The organism is Bacillus sp. 2205SS5-2, from assembly GCF_037024155.1.
GTDB lineage: Bacteria > Bacillota > Bacilli > Bacillales > Bacillaceae_K > Bacillus_CI.
Genome location: NZ_JAYKTS010000001.1, coordinates 50,546 through 70,487, shown reverse-complemented (window position 1 = coordinate 70,487; position 19,942 = coordinate 50,546). Strand labels below are relative to the sequence as shown.

Here is a 19,942-nt window from a genome sequence, read left to right as displayed (position 1 = left end):
TATTAGTTGTTTACTAGGCTAAAAGATAACTAGAGAATCTCAATGAACATAATTAACCCTCTCTTGATACATGTAAGGGATTATTTTTGCTAAATACATCACTAGATCTGATGGAGAAATTTTAGTTCCTACTGGTAGTTGCGTCGAAGTCCAATCTTCAAATAATGATGATACGGAAAACTAGCCCTTATCGATACCTCTTTTTTGTATGACGGCTATTACTTTGGCTTGTTTTACTTGGGTAAGTTTTCTATTTAGAGTGTTTTCTTTCCTTCTGGCAGTTTTTACTCTAGTAATAATCAAGCGAGTTGTCCCCATCACTAAAGTGAATTTACCAGCGGTGCGGATGAACGCAATGGGAGTGTTTCTTTTATCTTTGAGGCTATGTGCTCGATTTTTCTTGTGAAAACGTCAATTTGCTGCGCCTTTTCATTTCAAAACATTCTAGCTCTAAATTAGGAATGAAAGTAGTTTTTTGAACAATTGCCCTATTTTCTGAAGGCTCATTTCATCTATATTGTTGCTTATCTGATTTTTGAGTATATCGATCATTTCATAGTTGATATCCTTCAAGAAACGGAAGTAACTTTTTTCTTCTTTTTTCCTGGACTTAAGCCGATCGGTACACACATTGGTGACCCTTCTACAGGGTTTTCAATAATACGGCATTCTAATCCAAATACTTCATTAATCATTTCTTCTGTAAAAATATCCTTTGGAAGTCCTTCTTTGTATATTTTCCCGTTGGAGATACTAATTAAATAGTCTGCATACCGTGCTGCCTGGTTAAGATCATGGAGGACCATTACGATTGTTCGGCCGTAATCACTATTTAATTCTCTTAATAACTCCAGTACCTCAATTTGATGGGCTAAGTCAAGATATGTCGTTGGCTCATCCAAAAGGAGTAAGTCTGTTCCTTGACTGAGTGCCATGGCGATCCATGCTCTTTGCCTTTGTCCTCCTGATAATGCATCAAGTGGTCTTTCGGCAAAGTCATGCATTCGTGTTGCATCAAGCGCCCAACTTACTATTTCATGGTCTATTTTTGTGTGTTTTGACAATAGACCTTTATGTGGATGTCGTCCATAGTAGCATAGTTCTTTTACTGTTAAACCTTCAGGTGCCTGTGGGCCTTGTGGTAATATTGCAATCTTTTTGGCAACTTCTTTTGTCGGCTCATTATCAATTTTTTTGCCATCCAAATAAACTGTTCCCTTTTGCGGCTTTAAAAGTCTAGCAAGCGATCGTAGAATGGTAGATTTGCCACACCCGTTTCCACCAATCAATACCGTTATTTTTCCTTCAGGAATGGTGATTGTTAAATCCTCAACAACAGAAACGAATTCATAACCTAATGATAGTTCCTTCGCTGCTAACCGTACCATATACTCACGTCCTTTTTTTTAGGCTCTTTTCGTTTAGATTGTGGTTATTTCATCATATTTTTGATTAAATCTTCCATTTCACTGTTGATTTCCACCAAAAATAGATGGGTCTAGCTGCAAATTTTGCGAAAATAGCCTTTTATAAATATTCATTAAATTTCCTTTACCTTACTTTCACGCCTTAATAGGTATAAGAAATAGGGAGCTCCTATCACAGCTGTAAAGACCCCGGCCGGTATTTCAATTGGAGGTAATAAGCCTCTTCCTAAACCATCAGCGAATAATACCAGCAATATCCCAATTAGTGCTGAAACAGGGAGAAGATGTTTATGTTTTGCGCCTACAAGCTGCCGCCCAATATGAGGAGCAACCAATCCCACAAATCCAATCGAACCAACTGTAGCTACACTAGCTCCAGCAAGAGCAACAGATAAAGCAAGCATGAGTAACCTCGTATAACCGATGTTTTCACCTAAACCTTCCGCAACATCATCACCTAAGTTTAAAATATCAAGTTTGATTGCTAATATCACAGTTATAGGAAGTAAAACAATAATCCATGGCAATATTCCAATTACTTCATCCCAACCACGTCCCCATAAGCTACCTGTTAACCAGGTTAATGCAGCATTAGCATCAACCGGAAATCTAATCATTAGGTATTGGATTGCCGCATTACAAACTGCACCAAGTGCGATTCCAATGAGTGCGAGTGTGGCGGGTTGAACTCCTCTTTTGTAGGCAAACAAATAAAGTACCACGGCGACTATCGCTGCCCCGATAAATGCGGAGATCGGCAATGCAATGAAAGGTGATTTCGGGAATAGTATAATGACAATAACCGCCGCCAAACCTGCACCTTTTGTAATACCTAAAACATCTGGTGAAGCTAAGGGATTTCGAATGATCCCCTGAAGAATTGTTCCAGACACAGCAAGACCAGAACCAACCAAAAGGGCAATAGCGATTCGTGGCAATCGAAAATTAAAAATAATAAACCAGTCACTCTCTCCACCTGTTCTAAATAATGCGGATAGAACTCGAACTGGACTAATAAAAACTGAGCCCACCCCGATGCTGATTACTGAGAAAAACACGACTAGAACTGCAAGTAAGATAATCCAACCAGTTGGAGTTAATTTTCTTTTGAACCTTTTAGCTTGACCCCTGATCATGACAGTTTACCGCCTTTACGTGCTAAATATAAAAAGAAGGGTGCACCCATGAATGCTGTCACGATACCTACTGGAGATTCAAAAGGATAGGAGATAAAACGAGAAACAACGTCAGCGTACACTAAAAGTAAAGCCCCAAATAAAGCGGAAAATGGAATGATATTCTTGTAGTCTACACCAACTAAACGTCTAACGATATGTGGGACAATTAATCCAATAAAGCCAATTGGTCCTGCAACTGAAACGGAAGCTCCTGCCAATATCACTACTGTTATTCCTGTTAATAATCGAAGCCATTCGACTCTCTGCCCAAGCCCTTTTGCAATATCCTCTCCCAAACTAAAAATTGAAATAGAACGGGATAAAATAAAGGCAACTAAAATACCTATGATCGTCCATGGTAGGATAATGGTAACATCTTCCCACCGGCTTCCATCAATTGCCCCAGCCAGCCAATATAACACCGTTTCTGTCGATTGTTCATTAAATAGAATAATACCTTCTGTAATAGATGAAAAAAATAAGTGAACAGCCATTCCCGCCAATGCTAGTTTGACAGCTGATACACCACCACCTGTTTTTGCCATCATATATACAATTGCGCCACCTAAAGCTGAACCTATAAAGGCCGAATACACAAGGGAAGACGGAGTCATGTTTGGGAAAATAACTACTGAAGCCACGACAACTAATGAGGCACCAGCATTGACACCAAAAATTTGTGGTGATGCAAGTGGATTTCGTGTTAAAGCTTGCATAAGGGCACCAGCAATGGCTAAATTTGCCCCAATTATTGCACCCAAGATTGCACGAGGTAAACGAAGAGAACGGACAACCATGACTTCCTTCGTCTGATCATTGGAAAAAAGGGCATGAATAATTGTGCTGAAAGTGGTATCTACAGCACCAACAGAAATACTTGCCATCATACCAATAAGTAATAAAATTAAACTAAACACAAATAAAAATGCTCTAAATCCCCTTTTGCCTGTATGTTTTATTGACGACAAACGGGTGTTCATATAGCCTGAATCCACAATTAATCACATCCTAGTGAAACAACTTCATTTTCTTTTTAAAAGGCTCTTTTCGTATTCATTGTTACTCTTGACACAAAGAAAAAACAGGCAGTAGGGTTTTTTCGATTGATTTCTTTCTTTTTATCTAGAAATGAAGAATTTTTCATTAGGAAAAGAGCACGAAGTCATACAAGTCAAGGGATTTCTTCTTATTCGAAAAACCACAATCTTTGCGAAAACAGCCCTTTAAAAATATTTTTAAAGAAAAAGTGAGCACACGACCTGTCCCACTTTTCAAAATGATTAACCAACCTATTATTCTACCGATGTTCCATTAAACAAATCATTTATCGCGTCTTCAGCAATAATCTCTGATGAAATTAATCCACGAGATTTCGCCCATCTATTTCGATCTACTTCATATACTTGGTCATTTTTCACTGCCGAAAGGCTTTGCCATAGTGGGTCCTGTTTCCATTCCTCATCCACTGTACCATCCCCTGATTTCATTAAAAATAATATATCAGGATTAAACTCCACTAACTGCTCTAAGTTCATTTTTAGATAAGGGGAATCCAAGTACTCTGGTAAATCTTTCGCCTTGTCTGCGGTAATCGCATGCTCAAAACCTAATTTGAAAAATAAGCTCCCGACGTATGATTTATCCGAGTGTCCGAATAACCCAGTGTCTGTAACTACTGCAGGCAGAACTGTCCGATTTTCATCAGCAGGGATTTTTGCTCTAAATGATGCCATATTATCTTGATGTTCTGTTAATCGTTTTTCAGCTTCATCTGGTTGACCAACTGCCTTTGCTATAACTGGGAATGCCTCAATATTATCTTCATAATTCCCAGCCAAGCTAGGAAGAACAATTGTCGGTGCTATCTTTGTAAGATCCTCGTAAATTCCTTTATGACGTTTTGTATCGGCTATAATTAAGTCCGGCTTAAGAGAACTAATCACTTCAAGATTTGGTTGTTTGCGTGTACCCACAGAAGTAAAGTCACCCATTTGTTCAGCAATTGGCTTAATGATGTTATCTTTTTCCCCATCATCAGCGATACCGACTGGTGTTATTCCTAAAGAGGCAAGGGCATCAACAAAAGAGTATTCAAGTACGACAATTTTTTCAGGTTTAAACGGAATCGTTGTATCTCCTAAATCATGTTGAATCACGATTTCTTCACTTTTTTCTATTTTTTCCTTTCCATTTGCTTCTGTAGCTTCTTCCTCCGAAGCTTTTGATCCGCAAGCTACTAGTGCAGCAACGATGAGCAAAAGCATCATGATGAAAACTGCAAGGTTTCTCTTTTTAATAAACATCTTTTTTCCCCCTTGTTATTATGTAAGGCTCTTTTCGTATACATTGTTGCTCTTGACACAAAGAAAAAACAGGCAGTATGGTTTTTTCGATTGATTTCTTCCTTTTTATCTAGAAATGAAGAATTTTTCATTAGGAAAAGAGCACGAAGTCATACAAGTCAAGGGATTCCTTCATATTCGAAAAGCCACAATCTTTGCGAAAACAGCCTTATGTAATTAATAATAATATTCACTATTAATGAGAATGATTATCAATTTCAATAATAATATAGCTTTTTTACTTTGTCCACCCCAATTTTCAATTTAAGTGGCCAAACGCCTTTCCAGTAACACATCATTCGTATAATGTTTTGCGATATACGCCGACGACATGCTTCTTAATAGGCCTCCATATGAAAGGTTAAAAGATATTTTATCACCTACATCCATTGGTTTCGCCTCCGTAATGTCCACTATAAGGTGGTCACTGCTACCTCCCAGTTTTTTTATACATGGATTTATCGGATGAATATCATTAAAATCGACGTCTTGTTTACCTAAAGAAAGGATGGCTCTAAGTCGCCAACCAATATCAGGAAATATTTTCTTATCTCCAAATGCATCTGTGCCCTGAGTACCTCTTGGCACAGAAGACTTCACCTGTATCTCTACAATTTCTGCCTGTAATTGAAAAGCATCTTGATAAAGTCCTTTTATTGCATTACCATCTACTGTACTCACACCTAAATAAATAGATTCACCGATTCGAAGCTGATTGATTCTACCGATAGATTTTCTTTCAAAAATTAACGGCAATGCGCTTGAATTCCCTCCAGAGATAACCTGAAGGCTTCTTCCAAATACCCTCTCAATGTTACGAGCAATATCCGTTAACAGCAGAAATGATGTCTCACTTGGTAGCACTCCACCAAAACATCCAAAGTTTGCACCGACCCCTTCTAGCTTAATTGCTTTCAATCGATTTATTTTTTTTACCATTTCTAATACGGAATCGGGAGAAACACCTTCTCTTAAGTCACCTAACTCAATCATTAAGATAATACGGTGTTTTTTTCCTCTTTTCTCAGCAACTTTATCTAAAGACAGGATGGTTTCCCACTCTGAGTTTAAACTGATGTCACATAGGTCTACAATCGATTCCACTTCACTTTTCCCTGGAATTCGAAGCATCATGTACTCGGCATCTGGATACTTGTTCTTCATTTCAGCAATATTTTGTATACGTGAATCTGCAAATAGCGTATATCCAGAATCAATGAATGATTGAATAATTTGAAGATCAGCAGAGATACCCTTTGTTACTAAATAAACATCCATCCTACGATCCTCACATCTAGCTAAAATAAAGGCTGCATTATGTTTGATCTTTGATAAATTAACCTTTAAAAGAGGGTACATTTGCACTATTGTTCCTCACCTTTCAGTAAAGGATTTTGGAAACTTGAGAATAAATACGTTTTTGCCTGGTTATGAATCCGCATTGATAGTAATGATTTCGTTTCAATGTTCTTTGAAAAAAGTTCACTATAAGTAAGGGGGAAATTAACTAACTCCTTATCTAGAGAGTCCTCGATGATTCCACTGATTAATCCCCAAAACTTCAACTCTCCGATAGCTAAGTATCCACTAAGAACAAAAACTAACTCACCGAGGTGATTTTGAATAACCGCATGATGAAATTTGCGAGAAACATCTTTTATATTCTCAGTCAAAACACTGGTATTTTTCACTTGGAAATTTGGGAACCGACTTTGTAACGTCTCTTTGTGAATTCGTATACCTCCTAAATCACGAATCATCATTCGGTGAATCTGCCCATTCTTGATGCAGACAATCGTATTCTGCATGTGTCCTTCAAGAGCTATTCCGTATTTTTGTAAGAGATGAATCAAAGGAGCGAGCAAACAAGTAGCGTAGTGCTTCATATAATCTAGTGCCATTTCTAAGGTTATTTTGTCCTCATTAAAATATTCTTTTATTAATTCAATAATAATTGGGTCTTGTGAATAAGGGTTTTCAGCTGTTAAACTAGCTGCCACAAAGCCGGTCTCCCCCTCTTTTAGGTGGACATTTGGTTTCTCGCGCAATATAAACGCTAAATTTCTTCCTTTTGTCTGCTTTTCGTCGTCATGCTTGGAGTTGATAAACGCACCATATGGTTCTTTTAAGATTATAAGTTGTCTTAACTTATATTTATCTTGAAGGGAAATTTCATTAAATAAGTCCGACAATAGAGGGCCATCCACGGTGATCTCTGGTGAAACGGTTCGAACTGCACTTGTGGCCTGTACTCGTATAGGTAGTTTTACGTGATAATCCAATTCAAGTAGATTCATAGTTCGAAATGATAATGTTGCTTTGGATGGTACCTTATATGGAACGGCTATAATATCACTTTTGGAAAATTCATTACTATATAGCTCCGGTAAAACTTTTTCATATTGCCACGGATGAACAATAAATGGACTATACTCATTTAAGGGTTGGCCCATCGACTGAACAATTTCTTTGCTTGTTTCTTCCATCGAAGGTAGCAGGCCAAACAATGATTGGCTCTCCCAAGAACGAGATCTTGTTTCGTTTACAAGACTTTTCTTAACAAGAACAATTAGTAATGGAATGTCATGTTCAAATTCAGGTGCATACTGTTTAACCTCTTCATCTGTTAGACCAAGCTTCGTTTTGGTGGATGGGTGTAAAGGATGTCCCTCAACTACCATACTTTCCGAATAAGTTAATTCATCAAAAATTCGAACTTTTTTAATTTGTTCAATCCATTGAAGCCAAGTAGTTGGGGTTTCCAATTGATAAAAATGAAATGTGGTCTGGATTTGCTGCTTCATCCATCTCTTTTTTCCATTAAGTGCCTCAAAGGAAGCGACTAAATTATTGCGGCTATTTAGTAATTCTTTCTTTAGCTCCTTTGTAATAGACATATAAAAATTGTCTGTAAGTAAATCGATAAACGTCGAGACCTTTGTAATCCTTTCCCACTGGTTGTTTTTCAACAAATGGTATTCATGTGCAAATTCGATTCTGTTAAATGCTCCCATTCTTTTAACGGGTAGATAAAGTTTTAAATGATCGAATTGATTTTCAAATACATAGAAAAAGATAATATTAGTGAGTTTTGGCATTTGATCGTGAATACCCTCTATGTAGATCTTTGCTTTTTCCCCCAACAGATTTTCTCTCACAATACTGTTTGCTAGTCTATTCATAATTCCAGTATCTGCTTTTGTTGTGCAATTAGTTTTTTCAATTAGCAAGACGATTCACCCTCTTTTTCGATTTGTGTATTTTTAATTTCCAGTAGTTTATTGTTGATAGTGAAGTTCCTACTCCCATTACTACAAAAGCAAAGATAACTCCTTTCCAGCCCACTAGAAAACTTATTAATAACGCACCTAATGGGATCATGCCACGATCCATTAATACTACACTTAACACCTTACCCCTCTTTTCTTCAGGAACCTTATTTTGAAAATAAATGCGATTGGAAGATCGAGTCCATTGTCCAAACAAACCAATAGAAAATAAAGAAATAAATAAAAACGCCTTTATAGGAATAAGTACACTAAGAAGGCTAAAAGCAAAGAACAATAAGCTCATATAACACATGGCTTCTTCTTTAACATGAACTAAAATCTTTGGCAAAGTTAACGTAGCGACAATTGCTCCTAACGCTGCAAGCGTCATAGCTATACCGAACACTTCCGCCTCACCTGGAAAATAAAAATCAGTTAAAACTGGAAGGATCGTTGTATACGAAAAACCAAATACCATTGCAATTAGGGAGGCAAGAAACAAATTTCGACCGGTCACGTCTTTGGAAAAATAATTTTTAACTTCCTTAAGAGCAAAGGATTTCTTTTTTCTTAAGCTTCCTTCAATTGGTTGAACCTTAATAGGTAAACTTAAAATTAACGAAATAAATAAACAAAAAGACTGAAACGCAAAGGTTAAAGAAATCCAACCAAACCCAAGTAAAAATCCTGCAATCGCTGGTCCAATAGATCTGCAGATATTTAACACAAGCGAATAATTTGATACCACCTTACTTTTACTAGTGTTTGCTGAAAATATGGGAAGGATAGCATTTCGCACTGGCGTTTCAAAAGCACTTACACAACCTCTTAAACATGCATACGATAAAATAACCCAAAACTCCAGCTGATCAAACGCAAGAACAGTCGTTGTTAATACAACAGTTAAAATAAATGAGAGACTGCCACATAATTTTATTAAAAAAGAACGGGAATAAATGTCACACATCTTTCCTGCATATAGACTTAAACCTAAAACCGGGATTAGTCTTACAAAGTTTACCCATCCTAAATAAACCGGGTTTTGATATTGTTCAAAGACATACCAGTTTAACGCAACAATACCAATCCAATTCCCTAAAAACAGGAAAAAAGAGCTGCCGAAAAACCATTTAGCGATAAAATCACCTCCTAAAGTGCTATTGAAGTTTTATTGATATTTGTTATCATTGAAAATGATTATCAGTATCAATTAAGATTATACGAGTGGGATGTACATTTGTAAATAACTAAACATACGAGGTGGAAAAATGAGTAAGCAGACGGGGATATTAAGTCCTAATAAAATAAAAAACAATGGTCATGATAAAGAAGAAGCACAAATCATTGCCTACTTAAAGGAAGAAAATCAGCATTTATTGGATTACTATACTGCTAGTATCCAAAAGGGTCGAAACGGAATTATGAATCGTTTAATATCCTCCATTTTTCGTGAGAATATATTGGGGATGAGGAAAAAACAAATTAAATTACTTAAATCAAGGAGCAGTTGGGAATGGGAAACCTCCCTTCCACTATCAGTACGAGAATTTTTACTTAGCAAATACGAAATCTATGATAAGTTCAATAAGATTTCTATTCTTCCCTTTAAAAATCAAAGGTCTTTTATAATAGTCCCTATTAGCCAACAGTTTGCATTTGGAAGAGTGGAAGTAGTTGGTCCCTTTGCGCTCATATCTGAACAAGGGATTCCAATGTGGATTACCCATCCTGTGGAGGTACTTGAAATACTATCAAAAGAGGATTGGGATGAAGATTCAGAGCCATTGGAATCGTTTAAGAATGATCTTTCCAACAGTTCGGCTAATTTAGCACTTGCCTATGCGTACAAAAATTATCAACAATCATTGGATACAGTTTCCTTACTAGAGACGGTGGAAAGTAATCAAAACTCCTATGCAATCTTAGAGCAATCCGTTACGGAGGGACACCCTTGCCATCCAGGAGCCAAAATGAGGAAAGGTCTTTCTGCTTCTGAGAATTATCAGTATTCATCAGAATTCCAAAATCCAGTCAAAATCTCTTTTGTTGCCTTACATAAAACGTTGGCATGTACCGCTACTATTGGGGGGAATTGGAATAAATTGATTTTTTCACTAGAACCGGATTTACAAATAGCCTATGAAAAGACATTAAGACAACTTGATAAAAACGCTAGGGATTTCTACGTCCTACCAATCCATCCTTGGCAAATGGTAAATACTATACCGCTAATGTTTTCCGTGGAGTTAAATAAGATGGAAATTATTGAGATTCCATATGACAAGTGCTTTTATTATGCTGGTATGTCCTTTAGAACACTTTTCCCGATGGAGATGGAAGATTTAAAACCACATTATAAATTAACTACAAATGTACATTTAACTGGAGAGGTTCGAACATTATCCGAGCAAACCATCCATAATGGTCCACTAATGAGTCAAATACTAGCAAATATTTTAAAAAATGATTCCCTTATTGATGAAAAAATATTTATTCCAATTATTGAATTAGGTGGATTACATTATTACAATGAGCTGGATGATGAACCATCAAAAACAGATCGCAGTGAGAATTTAGCGTGTGTTATAAGAGAAAATCTTTATCATTATATTGAGCCAAATGAAATCCCAATTGTCGGTTCTGCTCTTTTAGCTTCTAATTCAGATCAGGACACATCAGTGATAATTGAATTAATCCAACGATTTCAGCAAACAAACCAGCTAAAAACACAAAAAGAAGCTGCCTATTTATTTTTAAAACAATACGTACAAAATTTAGTCGATGGAGTTGTCCCTTTACTTGTAAAGTACGGGATAGGCTTAGAAGGTCACCTCCAAAATACAGTACCGGTATTTCACAAAAATGGCACCCCGGTTAAGATCCTTATCCGTGATTGGGAAGGAATTCGTATTGATACGGAAAGATTATCCAAAGCTGGATTTGATTTATCGAAATTCCACAATAAATCACGAATTTTAACAACAGATTTAAAATCGGTTCGAAATAAATTATTTTATTCTGTCGTTCAAAATCATCTTGGTGAATTGATTCTGCATCTGGTCAAAGAATTAGAGCTAGATGAGTATTCCCTTTGGGCCATAGTCAAAGAAAGATTTAATATAGTTTTTAATCGTATTGAAGAAGAAGGTGTTTGGCAAGAGCGAGTAGCTGAAGATCGAATCAATTTCTTTAACAAAGAAATTGATTATAAAGCTGTAACAACAATGAGAATGCTTGGAGAGGCACACAACTACACATATGTTAAAGTTCAAAATCCATTATCAAAATAAAGTGGTTATCCGTGGTTTGGTAATGTTATAAATTAGCCCTCAGCAGTGACCGTTCAGACCACTGCTGAGGGCTCTTACATGTGAATCATATGACAAATTCTATTAAGTTGGTATTTTTTCTAATTCCTCGATTAATAAGGTTGTTTTCGCAAAGATTGTGGCTTTTAGAATAGGAATATATTTCCTGGTTTGTAGGACTTCGTGCTCTTTTCCTCATGAAAACTTCTCCATTTCTAGATGAAAAGTAAGAAGTCAGTCAAAAAAACCTTACTACCTGTTTTTTCTTTGTGTCAATAGCAATAAAGTATACGAATAGAGCCATTAAAAAAGAGTCCAAAGAAATGAAGTGTGATCAATAACATTTGACAAACCTTTATATTACTGCAAACAAAAAGAAGCCATTTTGAATATAGATTAATCAAAATGGCTTTTTCTCTTGTAGAATGAATGTTGGTTTTCATAAAAAAGTTCGATCATTTTCTATCCGTGTCATTATATTTCGGTGGATTCTCACCAGACTTGTTCAAACCTTGTCGTATGATTAACTTCACCTTATCAGGTAGGATTTCCTCAGCCAGACTGTTTAGATAAATTCTTACGCCTATTAGCCGAGTTTATAACTTTGTATCTAGAATATCCAATTGGTTATCTGCAAATACTGTGAAAAGAAATACACAGACACAAGCAGGAGAACCGTTGCAAATGAGATATCTATCATACCAGACTTCCAAAAATTTTCGTTTACACGTTCTCTTTGGTATTCTTCTTTTAATTCGAAGATGATTTCTTCAAGAAAATAGATTCTCCACCACTGTAGAAAGGTTAATTGATACCTGCTCTTTTTTTCTTTCTCTCCATGATACTCTATTTTGATCTTTGCGTTTTCTTCCGGCAGCTCAATGATGGGCTGTTCAAAAGGTTCCTGAATTAATTTATATTCAATATTCTTCTCATGTAAAAGTCGCTCTAGTTTTTGTAAGAGTTCAAGTTCCGTAGTTTTATGTATGCTAAGTGTTTTCCCTTTTTTCTTCCAAGAGAAAATCAACGTAAAAATAATGATTGCAATATACAGGTAGATCGAGTAAAACTCTTTTATTAATAGCAAAAATTGTAGGATGGTAAACAGAAAACTAATAACCAAAAGATAAACAGGCTCGACGACCACCCCTTTTTGAAGAATGATTCGTATTCCATGAAAAAAACTAAACAAGCTCATAATCATCAAAAAAATCCAAAAAAACTGTGCATTTTCCATTTTCTATCTCCCCGCCCATCACTAGTGTGACTCGAGCTAAGCTCAACTCAATCATTTGGTTCTTTCACGCAATATAGGCAAATCCTAATTCAAGAAATTCGTCTTTTTCTGGCAGAATCGATATAAAGACAATCTATTTGAAAGACAATAATATTGTTCTTTCACTTACTCCCGGATACATAACAAGTAAAATAGGCTATTTCTCCAAAATAGGTTTGCAAACAGTATAGAAATTCTATATGAACAGGCTGAGAATTTATTCAATAGTCTTGAGCCTATTATTTCAGCTCAAAGAGTCCTGTTTATAGCTGCTTTTGGGCCCTTTATATATAGTCCACAAGAAGGGAAAGATATGGCCACAGCATTTACAGATGTTATTTTAACTAAAATAAGAGAAGAAGAAGAATGAACGCATATTAACTTTCTAATGGGGAGAGAATCGTTACATTCTTCTCTTTATTTTGTTATATCAATTTCTATATAGTATCTGCTACAAAAGCTTCTCCACTTTCATTCTCACTAATAATGTTAACTGTAGCCTTTTTATCACCCTTCCAAACAATATCAAAATAATCAGGGAAATTCTCTCCTTCAAAATAATAATCATCCCTAGAATACTTTGGGTAAAACTCTTCATATTTGTCTAAAATACCTCCCTGTTCACCATAGTAAATTTTCAAAGTTACCCCTCCCAGGAGTGAACCTTTAGATTTAATTACTTTTTTAATCTCAATTAAAAATAGACGAAATGATGCCCGAAACAAAGCTATATCAACGTTTATAGACTGGTACGAAAAGCAACAAACTTTGCGAAAACAGCCTTTTAATTTTTTCCTATTCGGATTGATTTGGTTGTGTGTAGAATACTTTCTTCTGATACTCTTTAACGTAACGGCCATTCCGTTTTTACGGCAAGATTGTCGTCATAAAATGTTGAATAAAGTTTTGCGAATGAAGGCGAGCTGCAATCAAAGGTGGACGAATATTTTGCATGTTTTCAAAAAAGGAGCCTACCCAGAGAATTTTTTGGTCAATGATGATGTAAGGGAAGGGCACACTTCTTTTCCCTTCAACCTCCCTTGCCTCCTTCTGCATAGATTCAACTGAAAAAATGGTCACAACCAATTGTGAGCGTCTTTCTTCAATGATTTGGATTAACTCTTGAGACAAAGTGGTTACATTTGGCATTGAAATGATAATCGAAGAAGTTGCATTCAGAAGATCTTCTTTTAATAGATGTAGTTTTTTGGCGTGCATCCACTGAAGATCAGGATGGTGATGCTGAATCCAAGTACCGATTTGGCTCGTTGTTACGAGTTGATTTCTTTCGATTTGATGCTGATAAAGCTTCTTAAGCGTCGTCCGACTGTAAACATGTTCACGGAGGAAGTGTGTATCGGCTACGTGAATGAATTTTCCTTTTGTTCGGGTTATGGCAACGTTGAGTAAACGCTCGCTATTTTTCCCAATCAGTAACATGCCTGCTCGCTGTTCCGGAAAACTATCGACGGTATCAAACACCATTACTTCACGTTCACTTCCTTGGAAACGATGAACTGTCGCCGCGATAATATCCGCTTGGAGTAGTTCCTTGCTTAACAAATCCTGTATCAATAGGGACTCCAACTGAGCTTGCGCCCGGTAAGGAGTGACGTAGCCAATCGATCTCGAACCGCCGTCAAAAGCCTCTTTTACTAATTGGACTGACAAAAGGGCTGACCAAATATTTATTCGCGAATGGCTATTTTTTTCTTTCATGCAATTGAGACCACACCCACTTGTATCAAGGAGCACAGAGGCTTGGCTCGAAAACGGAGCTCGATCTGCGATGACTTGACGATTGTCTCTGACACTTGCATGGTCACCTACTAAGGAATGATAGATTTCAGAATTTGTAAAGGCTGAGATCTCTGGATGCATTCTTCTTTGTTCTTTTAGCAGGAATAAATGTGGATGAAGGGCTCCAGTATTTAGCGATTCTATGACCCCCGAGCGATGAAAGACATCTTCTTGAAGCCAGTGAGCCACAAGTTCATGTCTAGACGAGGCAATTGGTGGTAATTGTTTAAAATCTCCACACACAATTACCCTCTTTCCGAGTGAAGCGGCGAATGCCGCTTGCGGGACATAGGCCATACTCGCCTCGTCTACAATAACGACATCATATTGCTTTTCGTAAATAAGTGGATCAGTAGCAGCTTTAGCTAATGTCACACCAATCACGCTCGCTTCTTTTACCAACTGAGATTCCCGTTGCTTCACCTTTTCTAATAACGAAGCATATCTTCCTTCGATACCTAAAAGAGCCTCAGTATCACGATTACTGAAGGAGGAAGACAAATCCTTTTTTAACGATCTCCGCTGCAGAGATAAACTCTCTTTTTTTTCAAAAAGCACTGGAAACCGTTTTTCAATGAGCTTATCTGTTGATAAGGACTCATGAGATGCTACTGCTGAACTCACTCTGCTTCCGTATCGAACGACATCCCCTTCTTGCCACTTTTTCTTATTTTCAATAAAAGAGGCAATTTCGTTCATCAGCACATCTACCGCTGAATTACTATGCGAGAGAATAAGTACTTTTTGCTGTTTAAAATATTTATTGGCGGCAACTCGAGCTAATGTGTAGGTCTTCCCTGTACCCGGAGGACCCCATACATATGTTATTGGATTGTATTTACTTCGTAGTATTAATTCATGTACCGGGCTTTTCACTTTTTCATGTGGAGTTTGATCTTCCATTGTCGGTTCTAATAATCGCTTCATTCTTGCCAGCTTTTTTTTGCTTTCCTTACATTCTTCTAGTCGCTCTGACAATTGATCTAATAGTTCCCACGGATCATGCATTAGAACTGCCTCAGAGATCAAATTTCCAAGAAAGCTATCAAAAGAAAGAATAATCCCTTTTCCTTCAGATGAAAGAACTTTGGCGGATACAGACATTTTGCCCCATTCGACTCGAACCAGGGAACCAACCGGAATCGTTAGCTCAAATGGCGTATCAAAGTAATAGGAATAGGAACCCTCACTTGTCACACTTCGACCATGTTCAATTCGATATTTCGTACTGCCATATTTTTTTAAATGGAAAATTTCAACAGCAAGCGCTTTTTGCCATTCTTTTACCATAGAGAGTATCGTTTTCATCTTCATCACGTCCTTTTTTGCACAAAGAAAGCTGAATTCGAGAAAGAATTGAGCTCATTTACTATATCATTTGTTGTAGTAGCTTGCCAATGAATCCGGTCGCTCGCTTAATTAATGATGAAAACATTGTGTCCTCTCCTAACAGTAATGGTCCCTCTTTTTCTATAGCTGATTTCGTATTCATGTCTACTAAAAGAGTTTATAGAGAACCTATCTTTATGCTAAGAAAATAGGGGTGCTTTTTATGAAAAAGATAAGAATTAGTCAAGCCGTTGAATCACCAATGCAAAAACCAGACCAAGGACTTGGTCTGGTTATAAATATTTATCGATGGTGTCTTGCATTTTTTGAAGCTCATTTTCTAATCTCATGCTAATCATCGTGCCAAAATACAGTAATAGGCTTTGGAGTACAATCTTCGTTGGTTTTTCGCGGTTCAGCTCACTTTGAATGGTTTCTATCGCAGATTCAACTTCCGGAAGAAGCTCGCCTTCATTCAAAGATTCTAACAGAACATTCTCCACATGCTTCCACTGTTTTCGTAAGGAATGAATGGCCTGGATTCGACTTTCCATTCCCACTTCAATCAGATCCGTTAACAAAGAAGATTGAAGGATTGGCTTTTCTGCTATTGAATAGCCCTCGACAATGCTGTCAACTCGTTTTACAAGAAAATTAGCAACCTCTTCAATAACCAATGGCTTTTCATCAATAATCATATAAAATAAATATTCCTTGATCATACCATTTAGAAGAGTTGCGGTGTCGTACACAAATGGCTCCACCTTTTCACCATAAATTGAAAGAATTCGATTGGCATTCCAATTTAAGATTTCGGCTCTTATTTTAAACAAATAGTGTTGTATTTCCTCATTTTCTCGAATGATTTGCTCACGCATTTGCATCCGCATAAAATCTTTATGCACGAAAAAACCTTCAAGTTGAATCTCGATATGCTGAACAAAACGACGCTTCGGTGACAGTGATGTGTTTTGGTCTAATTGTTTGATTTTATCAAACAGCAGGCCGTAATGATGCTGAAAAATGAAAATAATAATTTCATCTTTCGAGTTAAAATAATTGTAAAGTGAGCTTTTCCCTAATCCACAAGCTTCGGCAATTTCCTTCATAGACGTAGAATGAAAACCTTTTTGTGCGAATAACTTCATAGCTATTGAGAGGATTACCTGCTTTTTATCGTTCACCGTGACTACCGCCTTTTGTCAGTGCCTAAAGTGTAAGACCGTGTGTTTATAGTTTTTTTCCTTAGTTGAATAACTTGAGAGTTTGCTTCTTGGGATAGTTAACTCCACTTTTAAACCGACATGACGCAACTTTTTGAAAATTGATTTCATATCTCGTTTTTTTTCCACCATACAGTGAATCTCTCCTATAATCCGAATTTTCCTTTGGCTATGTACTACACCTTAATTATAGTACGACCGAACGGTCAGTTCAATGGCTACAATATTATTTTTTTACTCTTTATTCTGATGATCTTTTACATTTTGTTTAAGTGGATAACAATCTAGTCTTAATGAAGTCAAAAGTTTTACTACCTTTAATTTTTTTTTTCAGATTAATCAATTTCATAATACCTATATATCACCAGTTGGATCCAATATATAGGTGAATCAACCCGGCTTCACCTATATGTTGGCATGATATGGATTAGTTAGAGACATTATGAAATTTGCACAGATGAATTAAATTTTTTTCTTCCATAATACTGACTGCTATAGAATCTGATCGTCAATTCGCGCCTTTATTTAGCCGGTAGTCTGAACCAGGATATACGAAAAGGCGCACCCTAACTGCTTTTTAGTAGTTTATATCCTTCTACGAAATACAGCGATATTAGGGGAATAGCCTAAAAAATTTTTTTAGTCCAGGCTTTGTTAATATTCCATTATTCCCATTCACACCCAAGATATAATGTCGGTCTTTTCATAAGGATGTTTTCGCAAAGATTGTGGCTTTTCGAATCAGTTGATCATCTACGATATAGCTTTAATTCGGTCATCATTCACGAAAAGCGAAAGTGGCTCGCCCTGCGGCGTCAGGCAAATGAAGAACTCGGAGGTGATGCCTGCATCACTGGAGGGTTATTCATTTGACCCCGAGCCGCAAGCCACTGTAGCTGGATCACGAAAAGCGAAAGTGGCTCGCCCTGCGGCGTCAGGCAAATGAAGAACTCGGAGGTGATGCCTGCATCACTGGAGGGTTATTCATTTGACCCGAGCCTCAAGCCACTGTAGCTAGATCACGAAAAGAGCCTCTCATTAATAGAAAACAAAAAGAAATTGATTTTTTTAGAGTTGGAATCTATCTTTCTTATAACCTTTCGTATTTCATGAAAAATGGAATAATGAAAGAGACACCTATCCCAAGGGTCATCATTCCTGTAATCGTCCAAATCATTGCTAAATCCGGGACATTAATACGAAATATCGCTAGTGGCAAGAAAAAAAATAGCATCATGATGAATCTCGACTTATTGGCTAAGCGATAGCTACTTCCACACTCTCTACAGGTAATCTTTCTTGACAATCCCCAAATATTTTTCATTATTTCAAAATAAGTAAATTTCTGTCTACAATTTTCACAACGATATATTCCCATATTTCCTCCTATATTGTTTCGCTATTTTCATTCTTCACTACTGACTATTCTATTTTAGATCAGGCTGTTTTTGAAAAGTTTGTTGCCATTCTATAATACTCTTTACCACATATCCTATTAGGCTTGCTTTTTTGATTGACAACTAATTATAACATGATAGAATTAAATCGGAACTATTACGTTTTATATTTTTTTTGGTTATTTTCTATCTCAGAAGCCTTATTTCGTATTCATTGTGGCTATTTCATCTGGTTTTTGACTAAATCCTCTATTTCATCATCAAAAACAGACGAAATGATACCCGAAATAGAGCTATATCATAGATGATAACTAATACAAAAAGCCACAATCCTTGCGAAAACAGCCTTTTTACAAGGTCAATTGGATTTAATTCGTTTTATAAATAGGAGGATTTTCATTGAAAAAAATACTGAATTTATTGCCGTTCTTATCGGTTATCATCTTGCTAGGTGCATGTTCGAGCAGCGAGGATGTAAAAAACATTAAGAAGATTGATGGGAGCTTAACCGTTTATTCTACCATGTATCCACTTAAATCGTTTGCTGAAAAAATTGGCGGGGAATACGTTTCGGTGGAGTCGGTCATCCCGCTTGGAGCCGATGCGCATACCTTCGAACCATCGTTAAGACAGATGCAAGATATTGCGGACGCTGATGTGTTTCTTTATACATCGGACGAACTAGAAACCTACGCTGCTGAAATGGCTGATTCATTAACTGATAATGATGTCACCTTAATTGAAACCGCTCACAGGTTAGAAACCGAAGAGCATGAAACTCACTCCCCTCACGACGAAGGTGAGCATGAGAATGAAAGCGATCAAGATCCTCATGTTTGGTTAGATCCATTATTTGCGATTGAAATGGCCGAACAAATCACCGAAGCTTTTGCCACATTAATGCCTGAGCAAAGGACTACGTTTGAAACCAACCTAGAAAGCATTAAGACAGAATTACTTTTAATAGATGAAGAATTTCAAGCGGCTATTGATTCAAGTAACTCGAAAGAAATCCTTGTTTCTCATGCAGCATACGGTTACTGGGAACAACGGTATGGAATCGAGCAAATCGCTGTATCAGGCCTTTCTCCTTCTAATGAGCCTTCACAAAAAGAACTAACCGAGCTCATTAAACTGGCAAAAGAACATAATATTCAATACGTTATATTCGAACAAAATGTTTCATCCAAAATTTCGGAAGTGATTCAAAATGAAATTGGGGCAAAACCTCTTCACCTCCACAACTTATCAGTATTAACAGATGAAGATGTTCAAAACCAAGATGACTATTTCACGCTTATGAGAAGAAACATCGAGACTTTAAAAAAAGCGTTACACTAAAACAGTGGAAGTATTTTGCCTGAGGCGACTACAACTTTACCGAAGTAATACA

Annotated in this window: 15 protein-coding genes; 3 read left to right on the top strand and 12 right to left on the bottom strand. The window is 36.8% G+C overall.

What is annotated here, in order from left to right; translation table 11 throughout:
* Positions 1-569 precede the first annotated feature (569 nt).
* From U8D43_RS00320 to U8D43_RS00290, 7 genes are all read right to left on the bottom strand, one after another.
* Positions 570-1,388, bottom strand: coding sequence for an ABC transporter ATP-binding protein (locus U8D43_RS00320; protein ID WP_335868944.1), 819 nt, complete (start codon positions 1,386-1,388; stop codon positions 570-572).
* A gap of 152 nt (positions 1,389-1,540) precedes the next feature.
* Positions 1,541-2,563 (bottom strand): FecCD family ABC transporter permease, encoded by a 1,023-nt coding sequence (locus U8D43_RS00315; RefSeq protein WP_335868943.1) that lies wholly within the window; start codon positions 2,561-2,563, stop codon positions 1,541-1,543.
* Positions 2,560-3,564 (bottom strand): FecCD family ABC transporter permease, encoded by a 1,005-nt coding sequence (locus tag U8D43_RS00310; RefSeq protein WP_442893532.1) that lies wholly within the window; start codon positions 3,562-3,564, stop codon positions 2,560-2,562. The genes U8D43_RS00315 and U8D43_RS00310 overlap by 4 nt, the downstream gene beginning before the upstream one ends.
* Before the next feature lie 333 nt (positions 3,565-3,897).
* Positions 3,898-4,908, bottom strand: coding sequence for an ABC transporter substrate-binding protein (locus tag U8D43_RS00305; protein WP_335868942.1), 1,011 nt, complete (start codon positions 4,906-4,908; stop codon positions 3,898-3,900).
* Positions 4,909-5,211: 303 nt separating this feature from the next.
* A complete protein-coding gene (locus tag U8D43_RS00300; RefSeq protein ID WP_335869132.1) occupies positions 5,212-6,306 on the bottom strand; it encodes an alanine/ornithine racemase family PLP-dependent enzyme in 1,095 nt (364 codons plus the stop codon).
* Between the two features lie 5 nt (positions 6,307-6,311).
* Positions 6,312-8,177 (bottom strand): IucA/IucC family protein, encoded by a 1,866-nt coding sequence (locus tag U8D43_RS00295; protein ID WP_335868941.1) that lies wholly within the window; start codon positions 8,175-8,177, stop codon positions 6,312-6,314.
* Entirely contained in the window at positions 8,167-9,354 is a 1,188-nt protein-coding gene (locus U8D43_RS00290; protein ID WP_335869131.1) for an MFS transporter, read from the bottom strand. Before U8D43_RS00290 ends, U8D43_RS00295 begins: the two co-directional genes overlap by 11 nt.
* A gap of 130 nt (positions 9,355-9,484) precedes the next feature.
* Here U8D43_RS00290 and U8D43_RS00285 point away from each other — a divergent pair, with 130 nt between their 5' ends.
* Positions 9,485-11,506: an IucA/IucC family protein gene (locus U8D43_RS00285; RefSeq protein WP_335868939.1), complete on the top strand. Its 2,022-nt coding sequence runs from the start codon at positions 9,485-9,487 to the stop codon at positions 11,504-11,506.
* 628 nt (positions 11,507-12,134) lie between these two features.
* Here U8D43_RS00285 and U8D43_RS00280 read toward each other — a convergent pair.
* From U8D43_RS00280 to U8D43_RS00265, 4 genes are all read right to left on the bottom strand, one after another.
* A complete protein-coding gene (locus U8D43_RS00280; protein ID WP_335868938.1) occupies positions 12,135-12,761 on the bottom strand; it encodes a hypothetical protein in 627 nt (208 codons plus the stop codon).
* A 476-nt stretch (positions 12,762-13,237) separates the two neighbouring features.
* Complete coding sequence (locus tag U8D43_RS00275; protein ID WP_335868937.1) at positions 13,238-13,441, bottom strand: hypothetical protein; 204 nt, start codon at positions 13,439-13,441, stop codon at positions 13,238-13,240.
* A gap of 226 nt (positions 13,442-13,667) precedes the next feature.
* Entirely contained in the window at positions 13,668-15,908 is a 2,241-nt protein-coding gene (locus U8D43_RS00270) for an AAA domain-containing protein (protein ID WP_335868936.1), read from the bottom strand.
* Between the two features lie 314 nt (positions 15,909-16,222).
* Entirely contained in the window at positions 16,223-17,113 is an 891-nt protein-coding gene (locus U8D43_RS00265; protein WP_335868935.1) for a TetR/AcrR family transcriptional regulator, read from the bottom strand.
* An 862-nt stretch (positions 17,114-17,975) separates the two neighbouring features.
* Between U8D43_RS00265 and U8D43_RS00260 the strand changes: the two genes are divergently transcribed.
* Positions 17,976-18,098 carry a hypothetical protein gene (locus tag U8D43_RS00260; RefSeq protein WP_335868934.1) on the top strand — a complete coding sequence of 41 codons (123 nt, stop codon included), beginning with the start codon at positions 17,976-17,978 and terminating at the stop codon, positions 18,096-18,098.
* Between the two features lie 144 nt (positions 18,099-18,242).
* On the opposite strand, the gene U8D43_RS00255 is transcribed toward U8D43_RS00260, so the two are convergent.
* On the bottom strand, positions 18,243-18,530 hold the full coding sequence (locus tag U8D43_RS00255; protein WP_335868933.1) for a TIGR04104 family putative zinc finger protein: 288 nt from the start codon (positions 18,528-18,530) through the stop codon (positions 18,243-18,245).
* A gap of 418 nt (positions 18,531-18,948) precedes the next feature.
* Here U8D43_RS00255 and U8D43_RS00250 point away from each other — a divergent pair, with 418 nt between their 5' ends.
* A complete protein-coding gene (locus U8D43_RS00250; RefSeq protein WP_335868932.1) occupies positions 18,949-19,890 on the top strand; it encodes a metal ABC transporter solute-binding protein, Zn/Mn family in 942 nt (313 codons plus the stop codon).
* Positions 19,891-19,942: the final 52 nt, after the last annotated feature.

Bases quoted from the DNA above. Each gene is read 5' to 3' on its own strand.
- U8D43_RS00280 (WP_335868938.1), bottom strand. From the start codon at position 12,761: ATGGAAAATGCACAGTTTTTTTGGATTTTTTTGATGATTATGAGCTTG.
- U8D43_RS00270 (WP_335868936.1), bottom strand. From the start codon at position 15,908: ATGAAAACGATACTCTCTATGGTAAAAGAATGGCAAAAAGCGCTTGCT.
- U8D43_RS00300 (WP_335869132.1), bottom strand. From the start codon at position 6,306: ATGTACCCTCTTTTAAAGGTTAATTTATCAAAGATCAAACATAATGCA.
- U8D43_RS00305 (WP_335868942.1), bottom strand. From the start codon at position 4,908: ATGTTTATTAAAAAGAGAAACCTTGCAGTTTTCATCATGATGCTTTTG.
- U8D43_RS00320 (WP_335868944.1), bottom strand. From the start codon at position 1,388: ATGGTACGGTTAGCAGCGAAGGAACTATCATTAGGTTATGAATTCGTT.
- U8D43_RS00255 (WP_335868933.1), bottom strand. From the start codon at position 18,530: ATGGGAATATATCGTTGTGAAAATTGTAGACAGAAATTTACTTATTTT.
- U8D43_RS00315 (WP_335868943.1), bottom strand. From the start codon at position 2,563: ATGATCAGGGGTCAAGCTAAAAGGTTCAAAAGAAAATTAACTCCAACT.
- U8D43_RS00260 (WP_335868934.1), top strand. From the start codon at position 17,976: ATGAAGAACTCGGAGGTGATGCCTGCATCACTGGAGGGTTATTCATTT.
- U8D43_RS00285 (WP_335868939.1), top strand. From the start codon at position 9,485: ATGAGTAAGCAGACGGGGATATTAAGTCCTAATAAAATAAAAAACAAT.